Origin of the sequence: Crassaminicella profunda, from assembly GCF_019884785.1 — a bacterium.
Lineage (GTDB): Bacteria > Bacillota > Clostridia > Peptostreptococcales > Thermotaleaceae > Crassaminicella > Crassaminicella profunda.
In genome coordinates, this window is record NZ_CP082326.1 from 2964217 (window position 1) to 2983371 (window position 19155).

The window sequence follows — 19155 nt, forward strand, 5'->3', positions numbered from 1 at the left end:
TCTACCTCTTTCACAATGTACGAAATTTACATAAATATAAATATAATAAAGCTACATAAGCATATGGTTGTTGCTGGAGGATCAATATGTGTATCACAACAACTATTCAATGTTCTTCCGACTATTTCACCAATAATACATGCTATTACCGCAAATACTGCACCTATAAATATATTTCCTGTAGCAATTGTTGCATATCCTGCGATTAAAGTGACATGATGAGTTGTAGGGAAATCAAATCCCATTTGTACAAATATTAGTGAAGCTGCACTTATACAAAATCCTATTATATTTATTTGTGTAAGATCAACGATATAAGAAATGACTAATCCTAAACCTACTGACCAAACAATATTAAATGCCAAGGTTTTAGCATCTGGAAGAAAACTTCTCTTTTCTAATTCTGATGTAGCTGCAATTTCAGTTTTTCCAAAGAGACCTGTACTACCAAATACAATTCTTGTAATTGCGCATGATATAAAAACAGTACATCCAGGAGTATCCGTTGGTAATCCAATAGATACAAATAAAGAATTGATTAAATATCCCAATATTCCAAACATTCCACCTACAAGTAAAACCATACTATCTTTTGTCTTTAAAAGCGGTGTAAGGATATCCATTCCACTATCTAAATAATGTTTTTTATTTGCTGCATAAGCAGCTGCAGCTACACCTCCTGCAAATGCAATATGAGGTCCAAATAATGTGCCAAAAGCAACATTTCCAACAATATCTATATTTCCTCCACAAGCCATCACTGCAATCCCAATCAGTCCCATAACTCCTGTAAAAATAAATGCTGGTAATGCACCAATTAGTGCACCAAATACTCCCCCTCCAAAAGCAGCTAAAATAGCCTCTATAGTAATCACATAATCTCCCCCTTAATTAGTTTTCATTATTATGATTAAAAATTACTATGCTTTTTTCAGTAATATCTTTAATAATCCCATTTATACTTGCATGGATTTTTGCCCCTAGTTTATTTTCTGGAATATCTGCAATTAATTGTCCTTTACTCACTTGATCTCCTACACATACTACGGGCTCTGCTTTTGCACCTATATGCTGTTGTAAATCTATAACAACCCACTTAAAGGATTTATTATCTTCTTCTACAATAGGTGCCTCCACATCATATTTTTCTATTCCTAATCTTGACTTTAGCTTATTGACTGGAAATTTTCTGTATTCTCTAAAAAGATTTGTATCCTTTGGTGTGTTTTTATTGGGATTTTTTATTCCCTTCCCACTCAATTGTGCTTTTAAAAATTTATTTAACTTCCAAGGTTGAAGACCCATAATACATACTCTTTCACAAAGCCCGCATTCACTACACAAAAATGCATCTGTTGCTTTTGTATTCACATCACAAGTACTACTATAGCTTGCTAGTCTCATTAATTTATCTGGATATAATTTATGTCCCAATAGATTTCGTGGACATACATCTGTACACAATGAACAATGACAACAAGCACTTCTTGCTTGTCTTAACATACTCTCTATACTTCTATCCTTTGATAGTAATAAGGGATGATTTTTAGGAAGAACAATTAATCCCTTTGTATTTTTTTTGATGGGCTGCTGGATATCTTCAATAACTTTTCCCATCATGGGTCCACCATCGATTACTCCAAATTCATCAATTGTAGTTCCACCAGCTAATTCAATGGCTTCTTTTACTAAAATTCCAATGGGAACTTTCTCAGTAATAGGATTTTCTACAGCACCCGTAATCGTTAAATATTTATCTGTAACTACAATATTATTCATAGCATTATATACATTGAGTAACGTTTCTACATTTATTACAATCACACCCACATTTAAAGGAATACCGCCTTCAGGCACAATCCTCTTTAATACTTCATATACGGTAACTTGTTCATCTCCTGCAGGATAAAAATTATCTAATGTAAACAATTCTAAGTTTTCATATTTAACCACTTTTTTATTTAAGTTTTCTAATGCTTTTTTATATTTTCCCTTTAGTGCAATGATTCCTTTTTTTGCACCTGTCTCCTCAACAATCTTATTTAAGGCTAAAAGTATTTCTTCACTTTTTTGAGCCATTAGTTGCTGATCTACTTGAAGGAGAGGTTCACATTCAGCCCCATTTACAATTATATATTCAGCTTGTGCATTTAATTTTACATGAGTTGGGAAACCAGCGCCCCCGGCACCGACAATCCCAGCCTCTTTGATTAAATCAATAAATTTTTCTTCCATATTCTATCCCTCAATTCTATCTGATTGAAAATCCTTCAGATAATACACATCTTCTCTTCCTTGTAAAAGTTTTTGCAGAAGTTAATCCTTCTCCAGTAGGCCCTGCAATTGTAAAGGTTGCATGTCCTTCTGCACCAAACCCTATTCCCGCATAGGAAGGAGCATTTTTAACAAAAATAGTCGTTTGAACAGCTCTTGCAAATCTAGTTAGATGATCTACATTTTTAGAATGCATAATGGCTGTATGTCTATTTCCATGCTCTACTTTCACTCCTAATTCAATTGCTTCATCTATGTTTTTCACTCTTACTATAGGAAGAATTGGCATCATCAATTCTTCAATAACAAATGGATGATCTTTATCTACCTCTGCAAAAATAACTTTTACATCCTTGTCAATAGGAATGCCAATTTGATTCATGATATAATCTGCATTTTTCCCAACAAAGGCTTTGTTAATTGTACCTTTTTCAGTTAAAACTAATTTTTGTAATTGATCTAATGTTTCTTGATCCTTTATTTCAAAAGTATGATATTGTCTCATACACTCTATTAATTCATCTGCAACACAATCTACTACAATAACTTCTTTTTCGGCTGTACATGGTAGGTTATTATCAAAGCTGCATCCATCAATAATATCTTTTGCAGCTTTTTTAATATCTGCTGTTTCATCAACTACAACTGGTGGATTTCCCGCTCCAGCACCAATTGCTTTCTTTCCAGAAGATAATGCAATTTTTACAATACCAGGTCCCCCTGTAGCGCAAATCATATTAATCTTTTCATGTTTTAGCATAATATTGGTACTTTCAATACTTGGTTCTTTTACTGTAACTAGCAAATTTTTAGGTCCATTTACCGCCTCTATTGCCTTATTGATAATTTCTACTGCTAAAACAGAAACTTTTTTCCCTCCTGGATGTGGAGAAAATACAACAGAATTTCCTGCTGCAATCATCCCTATACCATTACATATAATGGTTTCTGTTGGATTCGTAGAAGGAGCTATAGCACCAATAACTCCAAAAGGTGACATTTCATATAATGTCATTCCACCATCACCTGTATTTACTTCTGATTTTAAATCTTCAACACCAGGGCTTTTGTCTATGGCAAGCTTATGCTTTAAAACTTTATCTTCAACTCTACCCATTCCAGTTTCTTCTACACCCATTTCTGCAAAAATTTCAACATTCTTACTTAACGCTTCTCTCATGGAAGAAATAATTTCACTTCTTCTGGCTAAACTGTATCTTGCAAATTCCTTTTGCGCTATCCATGCTGCTTCTACAGCATCATCCATATGTTCAAACACGCCAAATTTATTTTCATTGCTAGGATGATTATTTTTCCTTAACATTTCTTCCATCACATTTCTCACGATTTTTTCTATCATTGAAGCATCTATATCCATTCAAAATCCTCCCCTTTCTAGTTCATTTGTTCATTACTATTTCTTGTATATCTATAAGTAAATTATTTTTCCATCTCAAATACTCTTAATGCATGAGAGGCAATCATCATATCTTCTTCAACACTTCCTCCGCTTACGCCCATCCCTCCAACAAATATCTTTCCAATTTTTAAGGGATAACCTCCACCAAATACAATCATTCTATCCATATTCTGTATACCATACAGCATTTCTCCAGGTTGAGATATTTTTGCAACCTCATGAGTAGGAAGCTTTAAGGAACTCGCAGTATATGCTTTATTCATAGAAATATCTATACTCGCTAAAAGAGAATCTTCCATTCTATGAATAAGTATTAAATTCCCACCTTCATCCACAACGGAAAAGACAATAGGAACACCCATGGATTTTGCTTTGGCTTCTGCTGCCTCTGCCATTTTCTTTGCTATACAAAGATTTAAACCCCCGTACCTATCATGACCTTTTAACTTTTTCACGACTCGATCCTTCACTTCCTGTATTAAAGCATTAGTTTCTTCTACTCTTGCTAATACAAATAGCATATCTGATAAACGATTTATATACTGCTGTACTTCTTCTCTTATTTTCTTTTCTTTATATAACTGAATAACCAGTCGCTCCCCACGCCTAACAATGGTTCTAGCTACGTGCAATGTAGCAGAAGCTGTGGTTTTTCCTGGTATAACAAATTCCTTTTGCGGCCCTATTTTCTTTGTATAATGATCTATTATTTCTTCTAGATTTTGAATGTGTTTTTTTTCAATCTTTTCCTTTATGTACTTCTTTCCGTGTTCATCAGAAGCCAATTCTGCCCCTAAAACAAAAATTTCTTTTTGTATATCTTTTAATATTTTCTTGATCTCTTCATTTCTACAAATAGAATATGCAACACCCATCATAGAATTTGCTTCATCTAAAGTTCCATAGCACTGGACTCTAAGATGATCCTTCCATACTCTACTTCCACCTACTAATCCAGTTTCTCCCTTATCTCCTGTTTTGGTATAAACATTCGCCATAAGCTTCACTTCCTTAGCCAGTAACTTCCACATAATCTACAATACCAACGATGGCAGCATCTATTGGTGCATTGGGATTTTGAAAAGCTTTTCTTGCAGAACTTCCCGTTGCAACTAATACCATCTCACCAGCACCTGCTCCTGCTGAATCTATTACAACCTGAGAGTTTCCTGTAGGATCTTCATTTGTATCAATTGGTTGCACTAATAATATTTTTTCGCCTCTTAAGGTTTCATCTTTTTGTGTGGCTACAACCACACCGATTACCTTTGCTAAATACATATCTTCCCCACCTTATCCTTCTTAAATACTAATCTTTACGCCTAAACTTCTTGCTGTATCCTTTGCAGCATCTGTAATAATGGTATCAGTTGACACAATCAAGTTTTTGTTTATATTAAAGGCAGATACAACCTCTGCTCTCGTCAATACCCGCCTTTTATACACAACCTGTTTTTTCACAGAATTATTCTTTTTAGGGATTATTTGTTTTATCTTTTCTACCATCACACCATAAAGCTCATTTGCAGGCACTAGCTTTATCCCATAACTCTCAAGGATTCTCAAATGATTCTTCATAGTATTGACGTATTCTACCGGTCCTTTTCCCATCCCCATACTCATTCTTTCTTGATTTAAAGGATCACAAGCATTTTTTGCTGCAATAATAGGAATATTTTTCATTACACTACGAGCTACAATATTGGTAACCAAATTATCTGCTAACCCTAAAGCAATCTTAGCTGCTGTATTCATTGTAAGTACAGGAAATATTACCTTATCTATATCTAAATAACCATTTATTTTTTTATTATTACTTTCACCATATATTTCTAACATTTCAGATCCAATCATATTTTTAATAAGTTCTTTTGTATAAATTCGTTCTGCACTCTGAGATAAAAGTACTTTAAGCTTCCATCCATCTGTTTTTAGTTTCTTTAATTGCTCTATACTTTCGTGAAAGCCTATAGACCCTCCAGTAAATATGACTAAAGCTTTTTTAGGTACTTTTTCTAATCTATATAAAACCTCTTTCGCAATTTCCTTTATAATTACATCTATTATTGTTTCTTCAACAATCTCTCTAAAATTCAAACAGATCACCTCACTAGCTGCTATATAGTGCTATCCCTAAAGGGGTAACTAATAGAGGTTCTACAGGCTTTATGGTTTCAATGCCCAATTCTTTTTCAAACACACTTTCAAAATCATCAAAGCAACAAGCGCCTCCTACTACATATACCTTTTCTACAAAATAACCATTTATATTTCTTTTTACAATAGAAGCCATTTTTTCTACTACTGGCTTAATAATTTGAAATACTTCTTTTTGTTTTTTAGAATCTTTCTTTATTTTTTCAGCATCTTCAAAAGAAATCTTATGAAACCCAGCTAATACCAAACTCATATGTGTTCCTCCTGTAGCTTCATCTGCTGTATAGATGACTTTGCCTTTTTTTAAAATGCTTATTCCAGTAGTTCCTCCTCCTACATCTACTACAGCACCCTCTTTGATTCCTAATACCCTTGCAGCCGCAGTAGGCTCATCTACTATATTGATTACATCCATTTCAGCAGATTCTACTACATTTCCTATGGCTTTTATATTTCCACTTAAGATTCCAGGTGGAATGGCTGTAGCTGCTTTGGTAAGAGTTGTTCCTATTATACTTTCTACCTGACTTTTTAACTCATTCACAATCCTAACAGCTCCTACATAATCTACTACAATCCCATCCTTTACTACAGAAGCACCATAAGATGCTCCTGCAACTGGATTTCCTTTTTCATCAACAACTGATAAAACAATATTAGCCGTTCCCAAATCCACCCCAACTTTTAAATCTCCTTCATAAGGATTAAATGTTTTTTCTTTGATCAATCTAGCAAATTCTTTCATATTCTTATTAGCTCTTTTTAAATCCATAGGTGGCTACTCCTTATTTTTTAGAATTTTTACCTTATCTCCATTTTTTAGGCCACTGGAATTTGCTTCATCCACATCTATATGCATTTCTAAGCTATACTTTGGGGATACTCGTACTAATACATTTCCAAAAACAGTTCTTCTAATTCCTTTTGTTTCTACATCCACCATTTCCTTATCCCTTACACCATATGCTTTCGCTATTTCAGGAGTCATATGTATATGTCTTAGTGCTGCAATAACCCCACAGTTTTTTGCCACACTTCCCTTTGGTCCTTTTATAAGAATCCCTGAGGTATTTTCGATTTTTCCTGATTCTCTTATAAGTGGCTTGATCCCTAATTGATATCCATCTGATAAAGACACTTCTACTTGAGTAGCATCTCTTACAGGTCCTAGTATTCGTACTTTTTTAAAACTTCCTTTTGGTCCAATAATCTCTACCGTTTCATTTGCAGCAAATTGTCCAGGCTGACCTAAATCCTTTATCTTAGTCAATTCATATCCTTTTCCAAATAAAAAATCAAGATCTTCCCTACGTAAATGCACATGCCTATTCGAAACACCTATAGGAACTAATCTTTCTTTATATTCCTTTAAAATGTTTTCTACTGCTCTTGTAATAACCCCTATCATCACATCTTTATTCTTTAAAGCCATAGCAAAGCTCACCTCAATTCTTCTATTGCATTAACGAATATTTATTCCTGCTCATCATATTCTATCTGAGGCAATATCTTTTCTACATCTGTATGCGGCCTTGGAATCACATGCACAGATACAAGTTCTCCAACTTTATCTGCTGCCGCAGCCCCTGCATCTGTAGCTGCTTTTACTGCACCAACATCTCCTCTAACCATTACCGTTACAAGTCCCGAACCTATTTTTTCATATCCAATCAAAACTACATTGGCTGACTTTGTCATAGCATCTGCCGCTTCAATAGAACCTACTAATCCTTTTGTTTCAATCATCCCTAAAGCTTGATTCATTTATTAAATCTCCCTTCTTTTTTTAATTCTTCATAATGAATACACATTTTTCTAAGATCCCCTTTTTTTCTAGGGCATTTTGGATCTTTACAAATATTACATATATCTGATTCTAAAATTTCATTTTCATATATTTCAAGTTCTTCATAATCTTCTTCAATATTTCCATTGTCCTCTTCAAGTTCTTCTAATATTAATTCCTTATGATCCTCTATATGTTCTATTTCAGTATTTTCAAGATCCTCATCTTCCTTATTAGAAACCATGACATTTTCTGGTTCAGCTTCAACATTTATATCTTCTTTTTTATCTTCATATCTTTCTAATCCAACGGTTTCATCATTACAAATAAGTATCTTTAATCCATCACTGGGTCTTGGAATAACAAGATTTCCCCATACTTGATTGACTTTACTGGCACGAATAACCGCTGCATGTATTGCAGCTTTTACAGCACCAACAGTTCCCTCAATTTTAACAGTAGTCATTCCATTCCCTTTTGTTAACTCATATCCAATTATTTTAATATTTGCAGACTTAACTGCCGTATCAGCCGCTTCTATGGCAGCTGCCAATCCTACTGTTTCTATAATTCCTAAGGCGAGCTTTGACAAAGTTACACCTCCCTAAAGCTACCCTAACTTCATTCTTGCAATAATCCGTTTTACGATAGTCCTTATCTCTTCCTCTAGGTTCTCTTTACTCAAACAAATATTATCTTCAACCTCATGATCTTCAATATTTTTAAAGGGAATTCTTTTTACCAGTCTAGCTGCATTTACACCTAAAGTTCTCATCAAAAAATCATTCGAACTCGTACTAATCTCATATAGGGGTTTATCTTTTTTTAGCTTGATATAATGAATTATAATACTTTCACAATCAACACCAATCCCGACACCTAATACTGATTGTTCACAAGCTGCATATGCAAGCTGTACTGCATCCCTATGTTCTTTTAGTTGTATTTCATAAGGAATCCCTTCTTCTTCTATTCCCCAAAAAATTTCCTTGAAGTCTGATATATTGTTTAAACTTTCATTGTAGTAAATATGGATAGAAGGCTTTTGTTGGTTATAACTTAATCTCATACTTTCTCACCTTCTTTTAATGCAAGAATCAAACCTGTAGCCACTGCATTTCTAGGTCCCTCACATCCACGTATATTGCCTCTTCCTGCAACAATACTATATTTTGATAATGCATCTGTGACCAATTGAGGAACCTCAAAATCTAACGCTGACCCTCCTACTAATACAACAAACTCTATATCTCTAACATTGCCAGTAGGACTTACCATACTTAATGCTCTAATAGCATTTGTAACAAATACCTTTTCTTTTGCGGACTTTCTAACTGTTTGTATTCTTTCTAAAGAGTTTTGTCCTGATATAGGAACCATCACTGATTCTTTTAATATGACTACCTTTGCAAAAGTCTTAGGATCAAGGGGATCTTCAAAAAACTGAACCGTTCCATCTTCATGCCTTATATGAAAAAGACTTTCTACTTTTGCAAGGGGATATTTTTTTATATCCTCTGCTAAGTCAAAATCATTCAATCCCAATTCTGAATTAATGAGCATAGTCACCATATTTCCTGCCCCGGCAAGATGAATGGAGGTTATTTTATTTCCTTTATCTATAATAGATGCATCTGTAGATCCTGCTCCCATATCAAGTATTGCCAGAGGTTTATTGCTACCGGGAGTAGTCAGTGCTCCTCTTATAGCCATGTCTGCTTCTACTCCTCCAACCTCTACAGCTACATGCATATCCTTTTCTAAAATTTCTGCAATCATGTTCATTTGAAGCCGATCAGCTTTCACCATAGCAGCTATCCCCACTGCATTTTCAAGGGAAAACTCCTTTGCAATTCCGCCTCTTATTTTCTGCGGTATAAATGTATCTACTGCTAAAAGATCTTGGATCTTAATAGAAGTAAAATTCTGTCCTGTAAGCTCTGACATTACCTGTCTTACTCTTTCTAGCATACCTCCTGCATTTGTTCCAGCCTGCCCCTTTACATCCTCTATAGGAGATGCTTGTTTTAATACTTCCATTATTTTTTCTGCCCCATCATCTACATTCACTTCTAATTTCTTTTGTTTACCAATTACATAGATAATACCAGCAGCAATTCTTTTTTCTTTTACATCTCCCTTAGGTGTTTTAATAACAACTGCAGATCTATTTCCAATGAGTGCTCTTGATATGGGCACAATCTGCTTCGTTTCTTCAGAACTTAACTCAAATACCGTAGCAATACCATATGGATTAGATAAAACCTCCACTACGCCTCCTGTAGGCGCTACCTCTATGGCAGCTTTCATAGCATTTGGCACCTTGTTAATGAGGGATACCTCATCAACAATAGGTATTTTTTTGTTGAGTCTATTATTGATAAGTACCCCATCATCCCTTTGTACAATAGCTCCTTTGATCTGCCCACCCATTTTTACATAATCATTTATGGTTTTAGCAGCATCTTCAAAGTCTACATCCTTAGAGATGATTACAATCAATGCTTCAGATTCATTGATTCTCCCTAAATCTTTTATATTGACGGTCATTCCTACTCCTATACCTACTCCACCTGGTGTGGATGGATTGTGACCAATCATGGTTGATTCTGTAATAATCGTTTCCGTAATGGTTTCCATGGCCACATCTCCAATAACAGGTGCAGCTTCATTAATTCTTATCAAATCTAAATCATTGGTTTTAAGTTCTACTTGATCTAATGCTTTTTTCAAGGAAGCAACAACACCATGAATATTTTGCTTAGTTCCTTTTATTCCTGTGGTATCTACAATAGCACTAGATAAAAATTCTACCTCACCATTTTCATATATCCTTGATAATGCAACCTCCGTTGTTGCATTTCCAATATCCACTCCAGCAACAATTTTCATGGTTCTTCCTCCATTCCTTTGATTTACATATTCTCTTTAAGTCTCTTTCTTTCTTGATATACATGGGCTGCCTCTCTTACAAAATCTCCATTTATTTTAGCACCATACTTACTCTCTAGTTCCTCTGCTATATGAAGAAGGTCTTCCTTTGTAGAACGATAAGGTCTTAAGGCATTATAGATCTCAAGAATCCTATCATCCGGTATTTTTGTAAGCTCAGCTGCTCTTCTTAAATTCCTTGCAAAAGCATCTCTTCCTACAGATTCAGCTACTTGAGCTTGATACTCTAAAACTTCAGCTGAAATTCTCACATCATCTGATTGAATCTGTCCGTTCATGGCTTTCTCTATAGTAATCTCATCTAAACTTTTACCGGTAGGACTTTTTACAAGTTCTGGTCTTTTTGTTCCAAGAGGATAATCCTCTTTGGAAACTTTTGAAATAGTCTGATTGGACTTTGTTTGTTTTGGAACTTCCCCCATAGAAGCCATTACTTCCTTTACAATTTGTTCAATCAATTTAGTATCCATCATTACGATTCACCCCCATTTATTTAAAATTCACTTTAAGTTCTATTGGTTTTGCGCCTAATTTTACATATTGTGTTTCTTTTATATGTAAGAGTGCCGCTTTTGCTTGATATTTAGGTCTAGCCATTTGATCATTTCTCACTGGCACTGGTGTTGGAGACTGACCTTTAGCATACTGAGCAGCATTCTTACCAATTTGTCTAAAAGTTTCTTCATCAAGAAGTGGTGCTTGTGGAAATAGCTCTAAATTATTCAGTGGTAATAAATCTTTTTGATGTATAACCGTAGTTCCTTTAGATTGAATACCAATACCTATTCCTGAACCACTAATCTTTGCAGCATCATTAGCAGCAAAAGAAACATCTGATGTTCTAAGAATTCTAACGATCCTTGCAGTGAGTCCCTCTTCTTCTATTCCTGCTATAATTTCTCTAAGCACACTATAATGTGGTAACTCTACGATGGTTTTCGTTTGATGTACTCCAAAAGCTGGACAAACCCCTATCACAACTTCATCACTTCTTGTTCCAACTTTTGCTTCTCCTATTTCTTCTAAGACTAATTCTTTCGTATTTTCAGGAGAAAAAACTTTAATGTTTGTTTTTTCTTCCACATGATTATTTAAAGTTACTTCTTTTTTTTCTTCCATTCCAAAATCCTTTAAAACTTCCTCTATTACACTTCTAACTAAACTTTCACTAATAGCCACTTCATACACCCCTTTCTAAATAAAATCTTTTAATAATCTTCTGAACTTACTGCATTAGCTATGTTTTTAATTTCATCCCATCTCTCAGGAGATAATCGATATCCTGTTCCAGGTCCCATATAATCATTACAGTTATTGACTGCACTAATTACATTAAACTCCTTATCAATGATTGCAGATGTATGTAAATAATCTCCTGCAATTCTTTGCTTAAGCATATTAAAGACGTTTTGTGCAACATCTTTGTATCCTCTATTATTTAAAGCTTTCACAACATCAATACCTGTGATGCCTTTGTTCATCATTTCTTCTGCTGCTTTAAGATCCTCTACTACATTTCTATTTGGCATATCTTTACTTCCATGAGCATAGGTAGCAGCTTCCACTTCTTCATCTGTAATAGCAGGAAGTCCAAGCTCATCAAATACAGTTTGAAGTGCTCTAGCAGCTTTGTTTCTAATTTTTATGACTTCATCTTCAGATACAGGTCGCAAGCCCCCATCTACCATAAGATCTCTTTGTAAGATATTGTAATCATCAAAATCTTCAGCATCGAAATTTGATCCTGCAAACATATTGTCGTAATTCGGTACAGCACTATATCCAGAGAAAATAAAATCCGTTCCAGGAAGCATTTGCATCAGCGTTCTTGCTGTTTTTCTAATGTCTGAATGGGTAAATGTTTGATCATTCCCAGAGGCAACTTCTAAATCAAGCATTGTAGTAATCAAATTTTCTGCAAGGACAGCTCTAATACCTGATGGTACCCCACCTGGAACTCCTATACAGCTAATAGATCCATTTTGAAGTCCCTGAACGCCTGCTCCTTTTGTTACATAGATACATCTAGCCTCTAGATATAACATGGATTTTCCTTCTGCATATCCCATTAAAACTTCTGAACCTGTTCCAGAGGTGAATCTCATTTTAAGCCCTCTTGATGCATATGCAGATGCTAAGAAAGATTTAGACCAAGGAGTATCATCTCCATCTATAAATACAGGCTCAGTTCCATAAACAGAAACCGTTTCAGCATAATTCGTAAGACCTCTCATACCAATTAAAAGTTCTGTAGCTTCCTCTACTGCACATTGTGTAAGAATTCCACCTCTCCCCGTTTGTGCTCCTACCATTAAGGATAAAGCATTAAAAGGAGCATAACGAACAATCCCTACTGTTGTTTCCAGCTCATCAAATCCTCTTAATGCTGCTTCAGCCGCATCTGCAGCGATTTGAACTGGATGATCCTTAACATTTGTTACATGAGCTTGATTAGAAGGCGTTTTTCTAGCTCTCATCTTTTGAAGGGACATCATCATTTCAACTACATTCATACTTCCTACAACTTCAACGATTTTAGCAGGTGTCATTCCGGTAGTAAGCTTTATAATTTCATCCCTAGATACATTTACATCCACAAGCATCTTTGAAAGCTTAAGTGAATCTATTTTCATAACTTCTTCAGCCTTTTCTAAATTCATTGCATAATCTGCAATAAATCTATCAAGCATATCAAATTCGTCTCTTTTCTTTCCATCTAGCTCTACTACACGTCCATTTTCCATCTTTATACTTGGTTTTGGATCATTTGGACTATCCATAGCAATCAGACCAACTTCTGCCCACTCTTTCACAAAACCATCTTGATTAACAGGACGATTTGCCAATATTTCAAAACGTTTAGACTTCATATCTTTCCCTCCCTATGATTTCAAAATCTTATATATATGGGGTTGTGGTAGACTTAGCTTCTCCTCCCAAAGCTTGTAATGCCTGAAGACCTACTTCTTTCGCTGCAATAAGGGCTTGCCTTACTGCTCCAGAATCTCCACAAATCTGTAAAATAGCCTCATTTGAATAACTTGTTCCTCCATTTCCAGGGGAACCATATCCTAAAACTTCAACATTCGCAGCTTTAACTGCCGTATCAGATATCAAAACACCAATAGCTGCTGGCGCACCTACAATTAAGCCAAACGCTTTCCCGACAGGTGCATTAAAAGCCTTATTACAAGCAAAACTTGCTCTAGCAGTATATTGAAACTCTAAATGTCCTGCATCATTTCCATAAACATCTCCAAAGGTTCTGTCTAATTCTTTCAATGTTACTTCTACTGCACGTCTTGCATCAGATACATCTTCTGCTCCAAATATAATTAATGATCCGTGCCCTGCGCCCCCTTTAGTATCCCTTGGAAGTTCTATGCTGATAATTTCTGTATTGGTAGCCTTTACAGCCTCATCTGCTGCCATAATTTGAGGACCAGCACCTGTACGTCCTCCTATAATTCCTATAGAACGATACTTCTTTTCAAACTTCATAGCCTCAAGAAGCTGTGCGTCCACATTTGCAATAACAAATCCTATGGTCTCTCCTATTGCTGTACCTACAAATTCAGTTAAACTACAGTATGATGGTTGACATTCTTCAGCTTTGCATTCCTCAACCACTTCTTGGTTAAAATTTGAATCCCCTGTTCCTACCTTCTTCATCACTTCTTCCATAATCTTTTCCATTAATTGTTCTTTCACAATTTGCACCTCCATATTTTTTTGAGATAAAATCATTCATTCTATTTATTCGGTAATATTTTCTCAACATCTGTATGAGGTCTTGGAATTACATGAATAGAAATCACTTGACCTACTTTTTGAGCCGCTGCTGCTCCTGCATCTGTAGCCGCTTTTACTGCCCCTACATCCCCTCTTACCATAACCGTAACAAGTCCTGATCCAATTTTTTCATAACCTACTAGCCCTACATTTGCTGCTTTTACCATAGCATCAGCAGCTTCAATAGCTCCAACTAGTCCCTTTGTTTCTACCATTCCCAAAGCTTCTCTTGTCATCATTTCTCCTCCTTTTAAAGTGAATTTTAAAATTACATTTACAAATTTGAAAATTCTTAAATCTATATTTTCATTATAGTTGATCCTTTTCACAATAATAATTGAATATATTGCCCATGTTCTGTAACAAATTGCCCTCATCTAACGGGTATTTTTTTGTTCTTTACTGATAATTTTTTGCATAAAAAAAGATCTTTCTAAATAAATTAAAAAGATCTTTTGGAAAAGCTTATATACTCCATTTTCCATTTATTACAAACGTATTTTTTTTAAGAATATTTTCTTCTATTATATTTTTTTCTGAATTTCTATATTCTGTAGGTGTAACCCCTGTAATCTTCTTAAAAACCTTACTAAAATAATTTGGTTCATTATATGAAAGTTCTAATGCAATATTGATGATTGGCATATCCGTATTTTCTAATAATTCTTTAGCCATTTCCATTTTTTTATTAACAATATACGTACTAAAATTAATCCCTACCTTCTTTTTAAACAATTTACTTAAATAATAAGGACTAATAGATCCGAATTCAGCCACCTCCTCTAACGTAATATTTTTTTTACAATTTTTTTCAATATAATCTAGAATCCTCTTGATATCATTTTGGTAAATATTTTTTTTAGAACGAAGTAATTCATTAAAAATCAAATCTAAAATTTCTATCAAATTTCCTTGTGCTTTATATTGATTGCAAAACACATCAAAATTATTTTTATATTGTCCCTTGTATACTTCAATGTTCTTATGATTGTATATTCCTAAGTCTAACGCCATATGTAGCAAATGATCTATTACTTCTTTTAAATTTTTAACTATACTTTGTGTATCATTTTCATATGTATCAAATATGTGCTTGATCATTCCTTTTAGCATATATTTTGAATTTTTATAATCTACCTTCTGAATAGTTATTTTTAATTCATTCATCATGCTCACTATATCTACATCATCCGTTTTCATTTGCTTCATTTGATTACGAATAGACTCTATAATCCTACTAGGTCTAGCTGGCTTTAATATATAATCATCTACATGAGCTTTAATGGCTTTATGAGCCAAATCGAATTCATCATATGCTGTCAAAATAAGAATCGCTATATTGGGATTTCTTTTTTTTATTCTTTCACTAGCTTCTATTCCATTCATCCCATAAACCTTAATATCCATCAATATGAAGTGTGGCTTTAACTTCTCAGCTAATTCCACAGCTTCTAAACCAGAGCCTGTTTCTCCAACAATTTCTATAGTATCTTGTAGGTCTTTTTCTATAATCATTTTTAAAGCTTTTCTTTCCAGCTCTTCATCTTCAACAATAAGTAATCTATGCATTACAACCACCTACACCCTTATTGATTGGTATTTGCATTTTCACCGTTGTTCCTTTTTGGAAATCGCTATAAATATCAAATACAGCATTTCCCTCAAAATAATACGCAAGTCTCTTCTTTAAATTCTTTATGCCAATGCCCGTAGAAAGTATATTTTTATCATCCTGCTTATTTTCATGAAAAAGATTATTTAACTTTTCTTTTGACATGCCAACCCCATCATCCTTTATTTTAATTACTACTGCATTATTTATCTTATAAAGAGAAAGTTCTATCATTCCTCCCTCTTTCTTTTTTTCTATACCATGGTTAATGGCATTTTCTACAATAGGCTGCAAAAGCATAAAAGGAATCCTGGCATTCTTGATTTCATCCTCTACCTCAATCTTATACTTTAGTCGATCTCCAAGTCTCATAGATTGAATCTTTAAATAGTTTTGTATATATTGTATTTCATCTTGAAGACATACAAGGTGGGTTGAATTTTTTTTAAGGGTATATCTCAGTAATTCTGCAAAGGAAAAAACAATTTCTTGAGTAGAAAAAGCATTTTCAAGTAATGCCAGTCTTGCAATGGTATTGAGTACATTAAATAAAAAATGTGGGTTCATTTGAGATTGAAGAGATTTGATCTCTGAAACTTTTAAAGAACTTTCAAGTTCAGACCTTATTTTCATTTCTTTCATAAGCGCTACATTTTTTTTGTTTAATTCTTCTTGTATTAAATTCACCAAACCCTTTTCTACAAAATAATTTGAAATAACAAACATCATATCTGCAGCCGCTACTAGTTTATTATAGGGGATAGGTTTGATAGCTTCATGATGTTTTAAAAGTTCCTCATCTTCTTTCCATGATAATGTATTCTGTGCAGTAAGATGATTTAAATGTACTTCTTCATCATCCTCTACTTTAACTTGTCCTGCTAAAATAGCTCCCAAATATTGTCCTTTTATAATAATAGGTATGGCAAAATCAATGAGTCCTGCATGACATTTATAGATATAAGGTTTTCCACTTCTAGCAGCCTCAATTCCTCCATGTGCATCCGATCGAAGGCACGCTTCATTACATCCTGAATTTTTTCTAAAAAGCGTACAGAATCGAGAAAAATTGCTATACTTAGTGATAGGTCGTCCCATATAGTCTACTGTCACAGCCGCAAAACCAGTAGCTTCTGAAAACTTATCTTGTATTTCTTGAAGTACATCCACATCTATACATTCGTTAATAATTGGAAAATTATCCATAATTTATCTCCCCTAAATATTTTAGTGAGAAATCATATTGTTTAAATATTTCTAATGAATTAGAAAAAGGATCCCCAAAAGAACCATATTAACTATAAACAGTCCTAGACTTATAAAAAAACATTTTGATTTCACAACACATGTGCGAGAATTTTGATGAATCATTTTACTCAAATCCCTATGGGCTAACTTAAATTGATAGTCTTTATTAATGTTAATTGGATATTCTTCTTTTTCATTTCGTTTTAATAACTTTTGATAAACTAATAACAATAAAGTTTCCTCATCAATCTCCGCCATATCTTCATAATTATAAATATTCTTAGAAGTATATTGGGCTAAATCTTGTTTTTCTAATACATGATTTCTTTTATTATCTGTATTTCTTCTGATTACTACCCGAGAGTCCGTAAATAAGGCATCTTTCTTTTCTTGTTTTTCTTCCTCATCTTCACTGTTATTTGTTAATTTCTCTAGATCATTCTTTTTTTCCTCCTTTTTTCTATTTGATTTTTGAAAAAAGAATATCAGTAATTTCTTTCCAATAAAAGAATATGCAGAAATCATTATAGAAATAACACATAAAATGAGTAATATTTTCTTTCCTGATAACAGGGAATCAAAAACAAATGATATTAATCCTAAGTTTAAAGCAATTAACCCGCTGTTTCTTGCCTCTTCGAATACAATCCAATTGTTTGTTCTATCCAATATATTATTTAATTCTTCTAACATATTTTTGTTTTCCTCCTATCTTAATCATTTTTAATTGATGGAATAATAATCCTATTAAAAATCACACTGACTTTATCTATACTCTAATCATAACGTTATTTTTACAAAAAACTTTGATACTAATTTGTTCCTTTTCTATAACTATTTGTCTAATCCTTTTCTAAATTTTTATGGTTTTGAATATAGCAGTAATTTCTTGTTCCCTAGCAGTAATTTTTTGCCCTATTCTCCATTATAAAATAATCATTATTCTTCAAAACAAAAGGAACCTATAGATTTTGTAGAAACATCTATAAGCTCCATCCCTCGCTTTTATTCACAATTCATATTTTTTTCCCTATACACTCTCCCATATTTACCTTTGTTTCTATTCCTTTTTCTGTGTTCTTTAAAATGTCTTCATCAATCTTTACTTGCCCTTCCTTTAAAAATAAAACAACTGTTGATCCTCCAAATTTAAAATATCCTTTTTCATCTCCTTTATGAACATAACTTTTCAGATCATATGTCTGTATGATAGATCCTACACAAGTTGCACCAACCTCAACCAATGCCATCTTACCAAAATTATCAGATTCAAAGCTGGTTATTTCTCTTTTATTTTGACAATACACTTTGGCTATTTTTTCAAGGGCTATGGGATTCACCGAATAATACAACCCTTTTATCTTTTTGGCTTCATCAGGCACGCCACTATCTGGAAAATGAAATCTATGATAATCTGCTGGGCATAGTCTCACTACAATACATACTCCCTGATCATAAACTTGTGCCATACTCTTATCATGAAAAAATTCTTCTAAAGTATAAAAAGAACCTTTCACTTGGATTACCTGATCTTTACGAATATTTTCATAGGCAAATACACGTCCATCTGCTGGAGAAATTAAATGATTTTTTTCTATGGGGATAGGTCTTGATTCCTTTTTTAATTTTCTTGCAAAAAAATCATTAAAGTTTTTATATTCCCCAATATTTTCTCTTTCCGCTTCGCCCATATCAATAGCAAGATTTTCTACAAATTGGGCTATCTTTTTTTTGCTAAAGACAGTATCCTGAAGTTTTCCGTATATGGATGAAAACATCTTTTTCTTAACAAAAGTTTCAAGAATCGTATTTCCCATACTCGTATCATAAATCCATCTTAAAAATTGATCTCCTGCTACAATTTCTTTTATCTTTTCGCCACTTTTTCTTTCTATATAATAAATATCCATCTAT

At 33.7% G+C, this 19155-nt stretch carries 21 protein-coding genes; all 21 read right to left on the minus strand.

Annotated elements, in window-relative coordinates; all coding sequences use genetic code 11:
* Window positions 1-26 precede the first annotated feature (26 nt).
* Window positions 27-875: a DUF7973 family transport facilitator gene (locus K7H06_RS13880; RefSeq protein ID WP_246637533.1), complete on the minus strand. Its 849-nt coding sequence runs from the start codon at window positions 873-875 to the stop codon at window positions 27-29.
* 16 nt (window positions 876-891) lie between these two features.
* Entirely contained in the window at window positions 892-2235 is a 1344-nt protein-coding gene (locus K7H06_RS13885; RefSeq protein WP_223036637.1) for a 4Fe-4S dicluster domain-containing protein, read from the minus strand.
* Window positions 2236-2251: 16 nt separating this feature from the next.
* Window positions 2252-3652: an aldehyde dehydrogenase family protein gene (locus K7H06_RS13890; RefSeq protein ID WP_223036638.1), complete on the minus strand. Its 1401-nt coding sequence runs from the start codon at window positions 3650-3652 to the stop codon at window positions 2252-2254.
* A gap of 62 nt (window positions 3653-3714) precedes the next feature.
* Entirely contained in the window at window positions 3715-4692 is a 978-nt protein-coding gene (locus K7H06_RS13895; protein ID WP_223036639.1) for a cob(I)yrinic acid a,c-diamide adenosyltransferase, read from the minus strand.
* Between the two features lie 13 nt (window positions 4693-4705).
* Window positions 4706-4975 (minus strand): EutN/CcmL family microcompartment protein, encoded by a 270-nt coding sequence (locus tag K7H06_RS13900; protein ID WP_223036640.1) that lies wholly within the window; start codon window positions 4973-4975, stop codon window positions 4706-4708.
* Window positions 4976-4996: 21 nt separating this feature from the next.
* Window positions 4997-5791: a flavoprotein gene (locus K7H06_RS13905; RefSeq protein WP_223036641.1), complete on the minus strand. Its 795-nt coding sequence runs from the start codon at window positions 5789-5791 to the stop codon at window positions 4997-4999.
* A 13-nt stretch (window positions 5792-5804) separates the two neighbouring features.
* Entirely contained in the window at window positions 5805-6623 is an 819-nt protein-coding gene (eutJ, locus tag K7H06_RS13910) for an ethanolamine utilization protein EutJ (RefSeq protein ID WP_223036642.1), read from the minus strand.
* 6 nt (window positions 6624-6629) lie between these two features.
* Window positions 6630-7283, minus strand: a complete 654-nt coding sequence (locus tag K7H06_RS13915; RefSeq protein WP_223036643.1) for a phosphate propanoyltransferase — start codon at window positions 7281-7283, stop codon at window positions 6630-6632.
* 41 nt (window positions 7284-7324) lie between these two features.
* Window positions 7325-7615: a propanediol utilization microcompartment protein PduA gene (pduA, locus tag K7H06_RS13920; RefSeq protein WP_223036644.1), complete on the minus strand. Its 291-nt coding sequence runs from the start codon at window positions 7613-7615 to the stop codon at window positions 7325-7327.
* A complete protein-coding gene (locus tag K7H06_RS13925; protein WP_223036645.1) occupies window positions 7612-8229 on the minus strand; it encodes a BMC domain-containing protein in 618 nt (205 codons plus the stop codon). Before K7H06_RS13925 ends, pduA (K7H06_RS13920) begins: the two co-directional genes overlap by 4 nt.
* 18 nt (window positions 8230-8247) lie before the next feature.
* Window positions 8248-8706, minus strand: coding sequence for a glycerol dehydratase reactivase beta/small subunit family protein (locus tag K7H06_RS13930; RefSeq protein WP_223036646.1), 459 nt, complete (start codon window positions 8704-8706; stop codon window positions 8248-8250).
* Window positions 8703-10529, minus strand: coding sequence for a diol dehydratase reactivase subunit alpha (locus tag K7H06_RS13935; RefSeq protein ID WP_223036647.1), 1827 nt, complete (start codon window positions 10527-10529; stop codon window positions 8703-8705). Before K7H06_RS13935 ends, K7H06_RS13930 begins: the two co-directional genes overlap by 4 nt.
* A 23-nt stretch (window positions 10530-10552) precedes the next feature.
* Window positions 10553-11011, minus strand: a complete 459-nt coding sequence (locus K7H06_RS13940; RefSeq protein WP_246637711.1) for a diol dehydratase small subunit — start codon at window positions 11009-11011, stop codon at window positions 10553-10555.
* A 67-nt stretch (window positions 11012-11078) separates the two neighbouring features.
* On the minus strand, window positions 11079-11708 hold the full coding sequence (locus K7H06_RS13945; protein WP_425514956.1) for a propanediol/glycerol family dehydratase medium subunit: 630 nt from the start codon (window positions 11706-11708) through the stop codon (window positions 11079-11081).
* A gap of 89 nt (window positions 11709-11797) precedes the next feature.
* Window positions 11798-13459 carry a propanediol/glycerol family dehydratase large subunit gene (locus K7H06_RS13950; protein WP_223036650.1) on the minus strand — a complete coding sequence of 554 codons (1662 nt, stop codon included), beginning with the start codon at window positions 13457-13459 and terminating at the stop codon, window positions 11798-11800.
* 28 nt (window positions 13460-13487) lie between these two features.
* Window positions 13488-14300 carry a propanediol utilization microcompartment protein PduB gene (gene pduB / locus K7H06_RS13955; RefSeq protein WP_246637534.1) on the minus strand — a complete coding sequence of 271 codons (813 nt, stop codon included), beginning with the start codon at window positions 14298-14300 and terminating at the stop codon, window positions 13488-13490.
* Between the two features lie 41 nt (window positions 14301-14341).
* Window positions 14342-14617: a propanediol utilization microcompartment protein PduA gene (pduA, locus tag K7H06_RS13960; protein ID WP_223036651.1), complete on the minus strand. Its 276-nt coding sequence runs from the start codon at window positions 14615-14617 to the stop codon at window positions 14342-14344.
* A gap of 229 nt (window positions 14618-14846) precedes the next feature.
* Window positions 14847-15950 carry a response regulator transcription factor gene (locus K7H06_RS13965; protein WP_223036652.1) on the minus strand — a complete coding sequence of 368 codons (1104 nt, stop codon included), beginning with the start codon at window positions 15948-15950 and terminating at the stop codon, window positions 14847-14849.
* A complete protein-coding gene (locus K7H06_RS13970; protein ID WP_223036653.1) occupies window positions 15943-17199 on the minus strand; it encodes a sensor histidine kinase in 1257 nt (418 codons plus the stop codon). Before K7H06_RS13970 ends, K7H06_RS13965 begins: the two co-directional genes overlap by 8 nt.
* A 51-nt stretch (window positions 17200-17250) precedes the next feature.
* Window positions 17251-17934 (minus strand): hypothetical protein, encoded by a 684-nt coding sequence (locus K7H06_RS13975; RefSeq protein ID WP_223036654.1) that lies wholly within the window; start codon window positions 17932-17934, stop codon window positions 17251-17253.
* A gap of 323 nt (window positions 17935-18257) precedes the next feature.
* Window positions 18258-19151, minus strand: coding sequence for a phosphatidylserine decarboxylase (locus K7H06_RS13980; RefSeq protein ID WP_223036655.1), 894 nt, complete (start codon window positions 19149-19151; stop codon window positions 18258-18260).
* Window positions 19152-19155 lie beyond the last annotated feature (4 nt).

Bases quoted from the DNA above. Each gene is read 5' to 3' on its own strand.
- K7H06_RS13915 (WP_223036643.1), bottom strand. From the start codon at position 7,283: ATGGCTTTAAAGAATAAAGATGTGATGATAGGGGTTATTACAAGAGCA.
- pduA (WP_223036644.1), bottom strand. From the start codon at position 7,615: ATGAATCAAGCTTTAGGGATGATTGAAACAAAAGGATTAGTAGGTTCT.
- K7H06_RS13975 (WP_223036654.1), bottom strand. From the start codon at position 17,934: ATGTTAGAAGAATTAAATAATATATTGGATAGAACAAACAATTGGATT.
- K7H06_RS13890 (WP_223036638.1), bottom strand. From the start codon at position 3,652: ATGGATATAGATGCTTCAATGATAGAAAAAATCGTGAGAAATGTGATG.
- K7H06_RS13950 (WP_223036650.1), bottom strand. From the start codon at position 13,459: ATGAAGTCTAAACGTTTTGAAATATTGGCAAATCGTCCTGTTAATCAA.
- K7H06_RS13930 (WP_223036646.1), bottom strand. From the start codon at position 8,706: ATGAGATTAAGTTATAACCAACAAAAGCCTTCTATCCATATTTACTAC.
- pduA (WP_223036651.1), bottom strand. From the start codon at position 14,617: ATGACAAGAGAAGCTTTGGGAATGGTAGAAACAAAGGGACTAGTTGGA.
- K7H06_RS13940 (WP_246637711.1), bottom strand. From the start codon at position 11,011: ATGGGGGAAGTTCCAAAACAAACAAAGTCCAATCAGACTATTTCAAAA.
- K7H06_RS13885 (WP_223036637.1), bottom strand. From the start codon at position 2,235: ATGGAAGAAAAATTTATTGATTTAATCAAAGAGGCTGGGATTGTCGGT.
- K7H06_RS13970 (WP_223036653.1), bottom strand. From the start codon at position 17,199: ATGGATAATTTTCCAATTATTAACGAATGTATAGATGTGGATGTACTT.
- K7H06_RS13895 (WP_223036639.1), bottom strand. From the start codon at position 4,692: ATGGCGAATGTTTATACCAAAACAGGAGATAAGGGAGAAACTGGATTA.
- K7H06_RS13980 (WP_223036655.1), bottom strand. From the start codon at position 19,151: ATGGATATTTATTATATAGAAAGAAAAAGTGGCGAAAAGATAAAAGAA.
- K7H06_RS13965 (WP_223036652.1), bottom strand. From the start codon at position 15,950: ATGCATAGATTACTTATTGTTGAAGATGAAGAGCTGGAAAGAAAAGCT.
- eutJ (WP_223036642.1), bottom strand. From the start codon at position 6,623: ATGGATTTAAAAAGAGCTAATAAGAATATGAAAGAATTTGCTAGATTG.
- K7H06_RS13945 (WP_425514956.1), bottom strand. From the start codon at position 11,708: ATGGAAGAAAAAAAAGAAGTAACTTTAAATAATCATGTGGAAGAAAAA.
- K7H06_RS13900 (WP_223036640.1), bottom strand. From the start codon at position 4,975: ATGTATTTAGCAAAGGTAATCGGTGTGGTTGTAGCCACACAAAAAGAT.
- K7H06_RS13935 (WP_223036647.1), bottom strand. From the start codon at position 10,529: ATGAAAATTGTTGCTGGAGTGGATATTGGAAATGCAACAACGGAGGTT.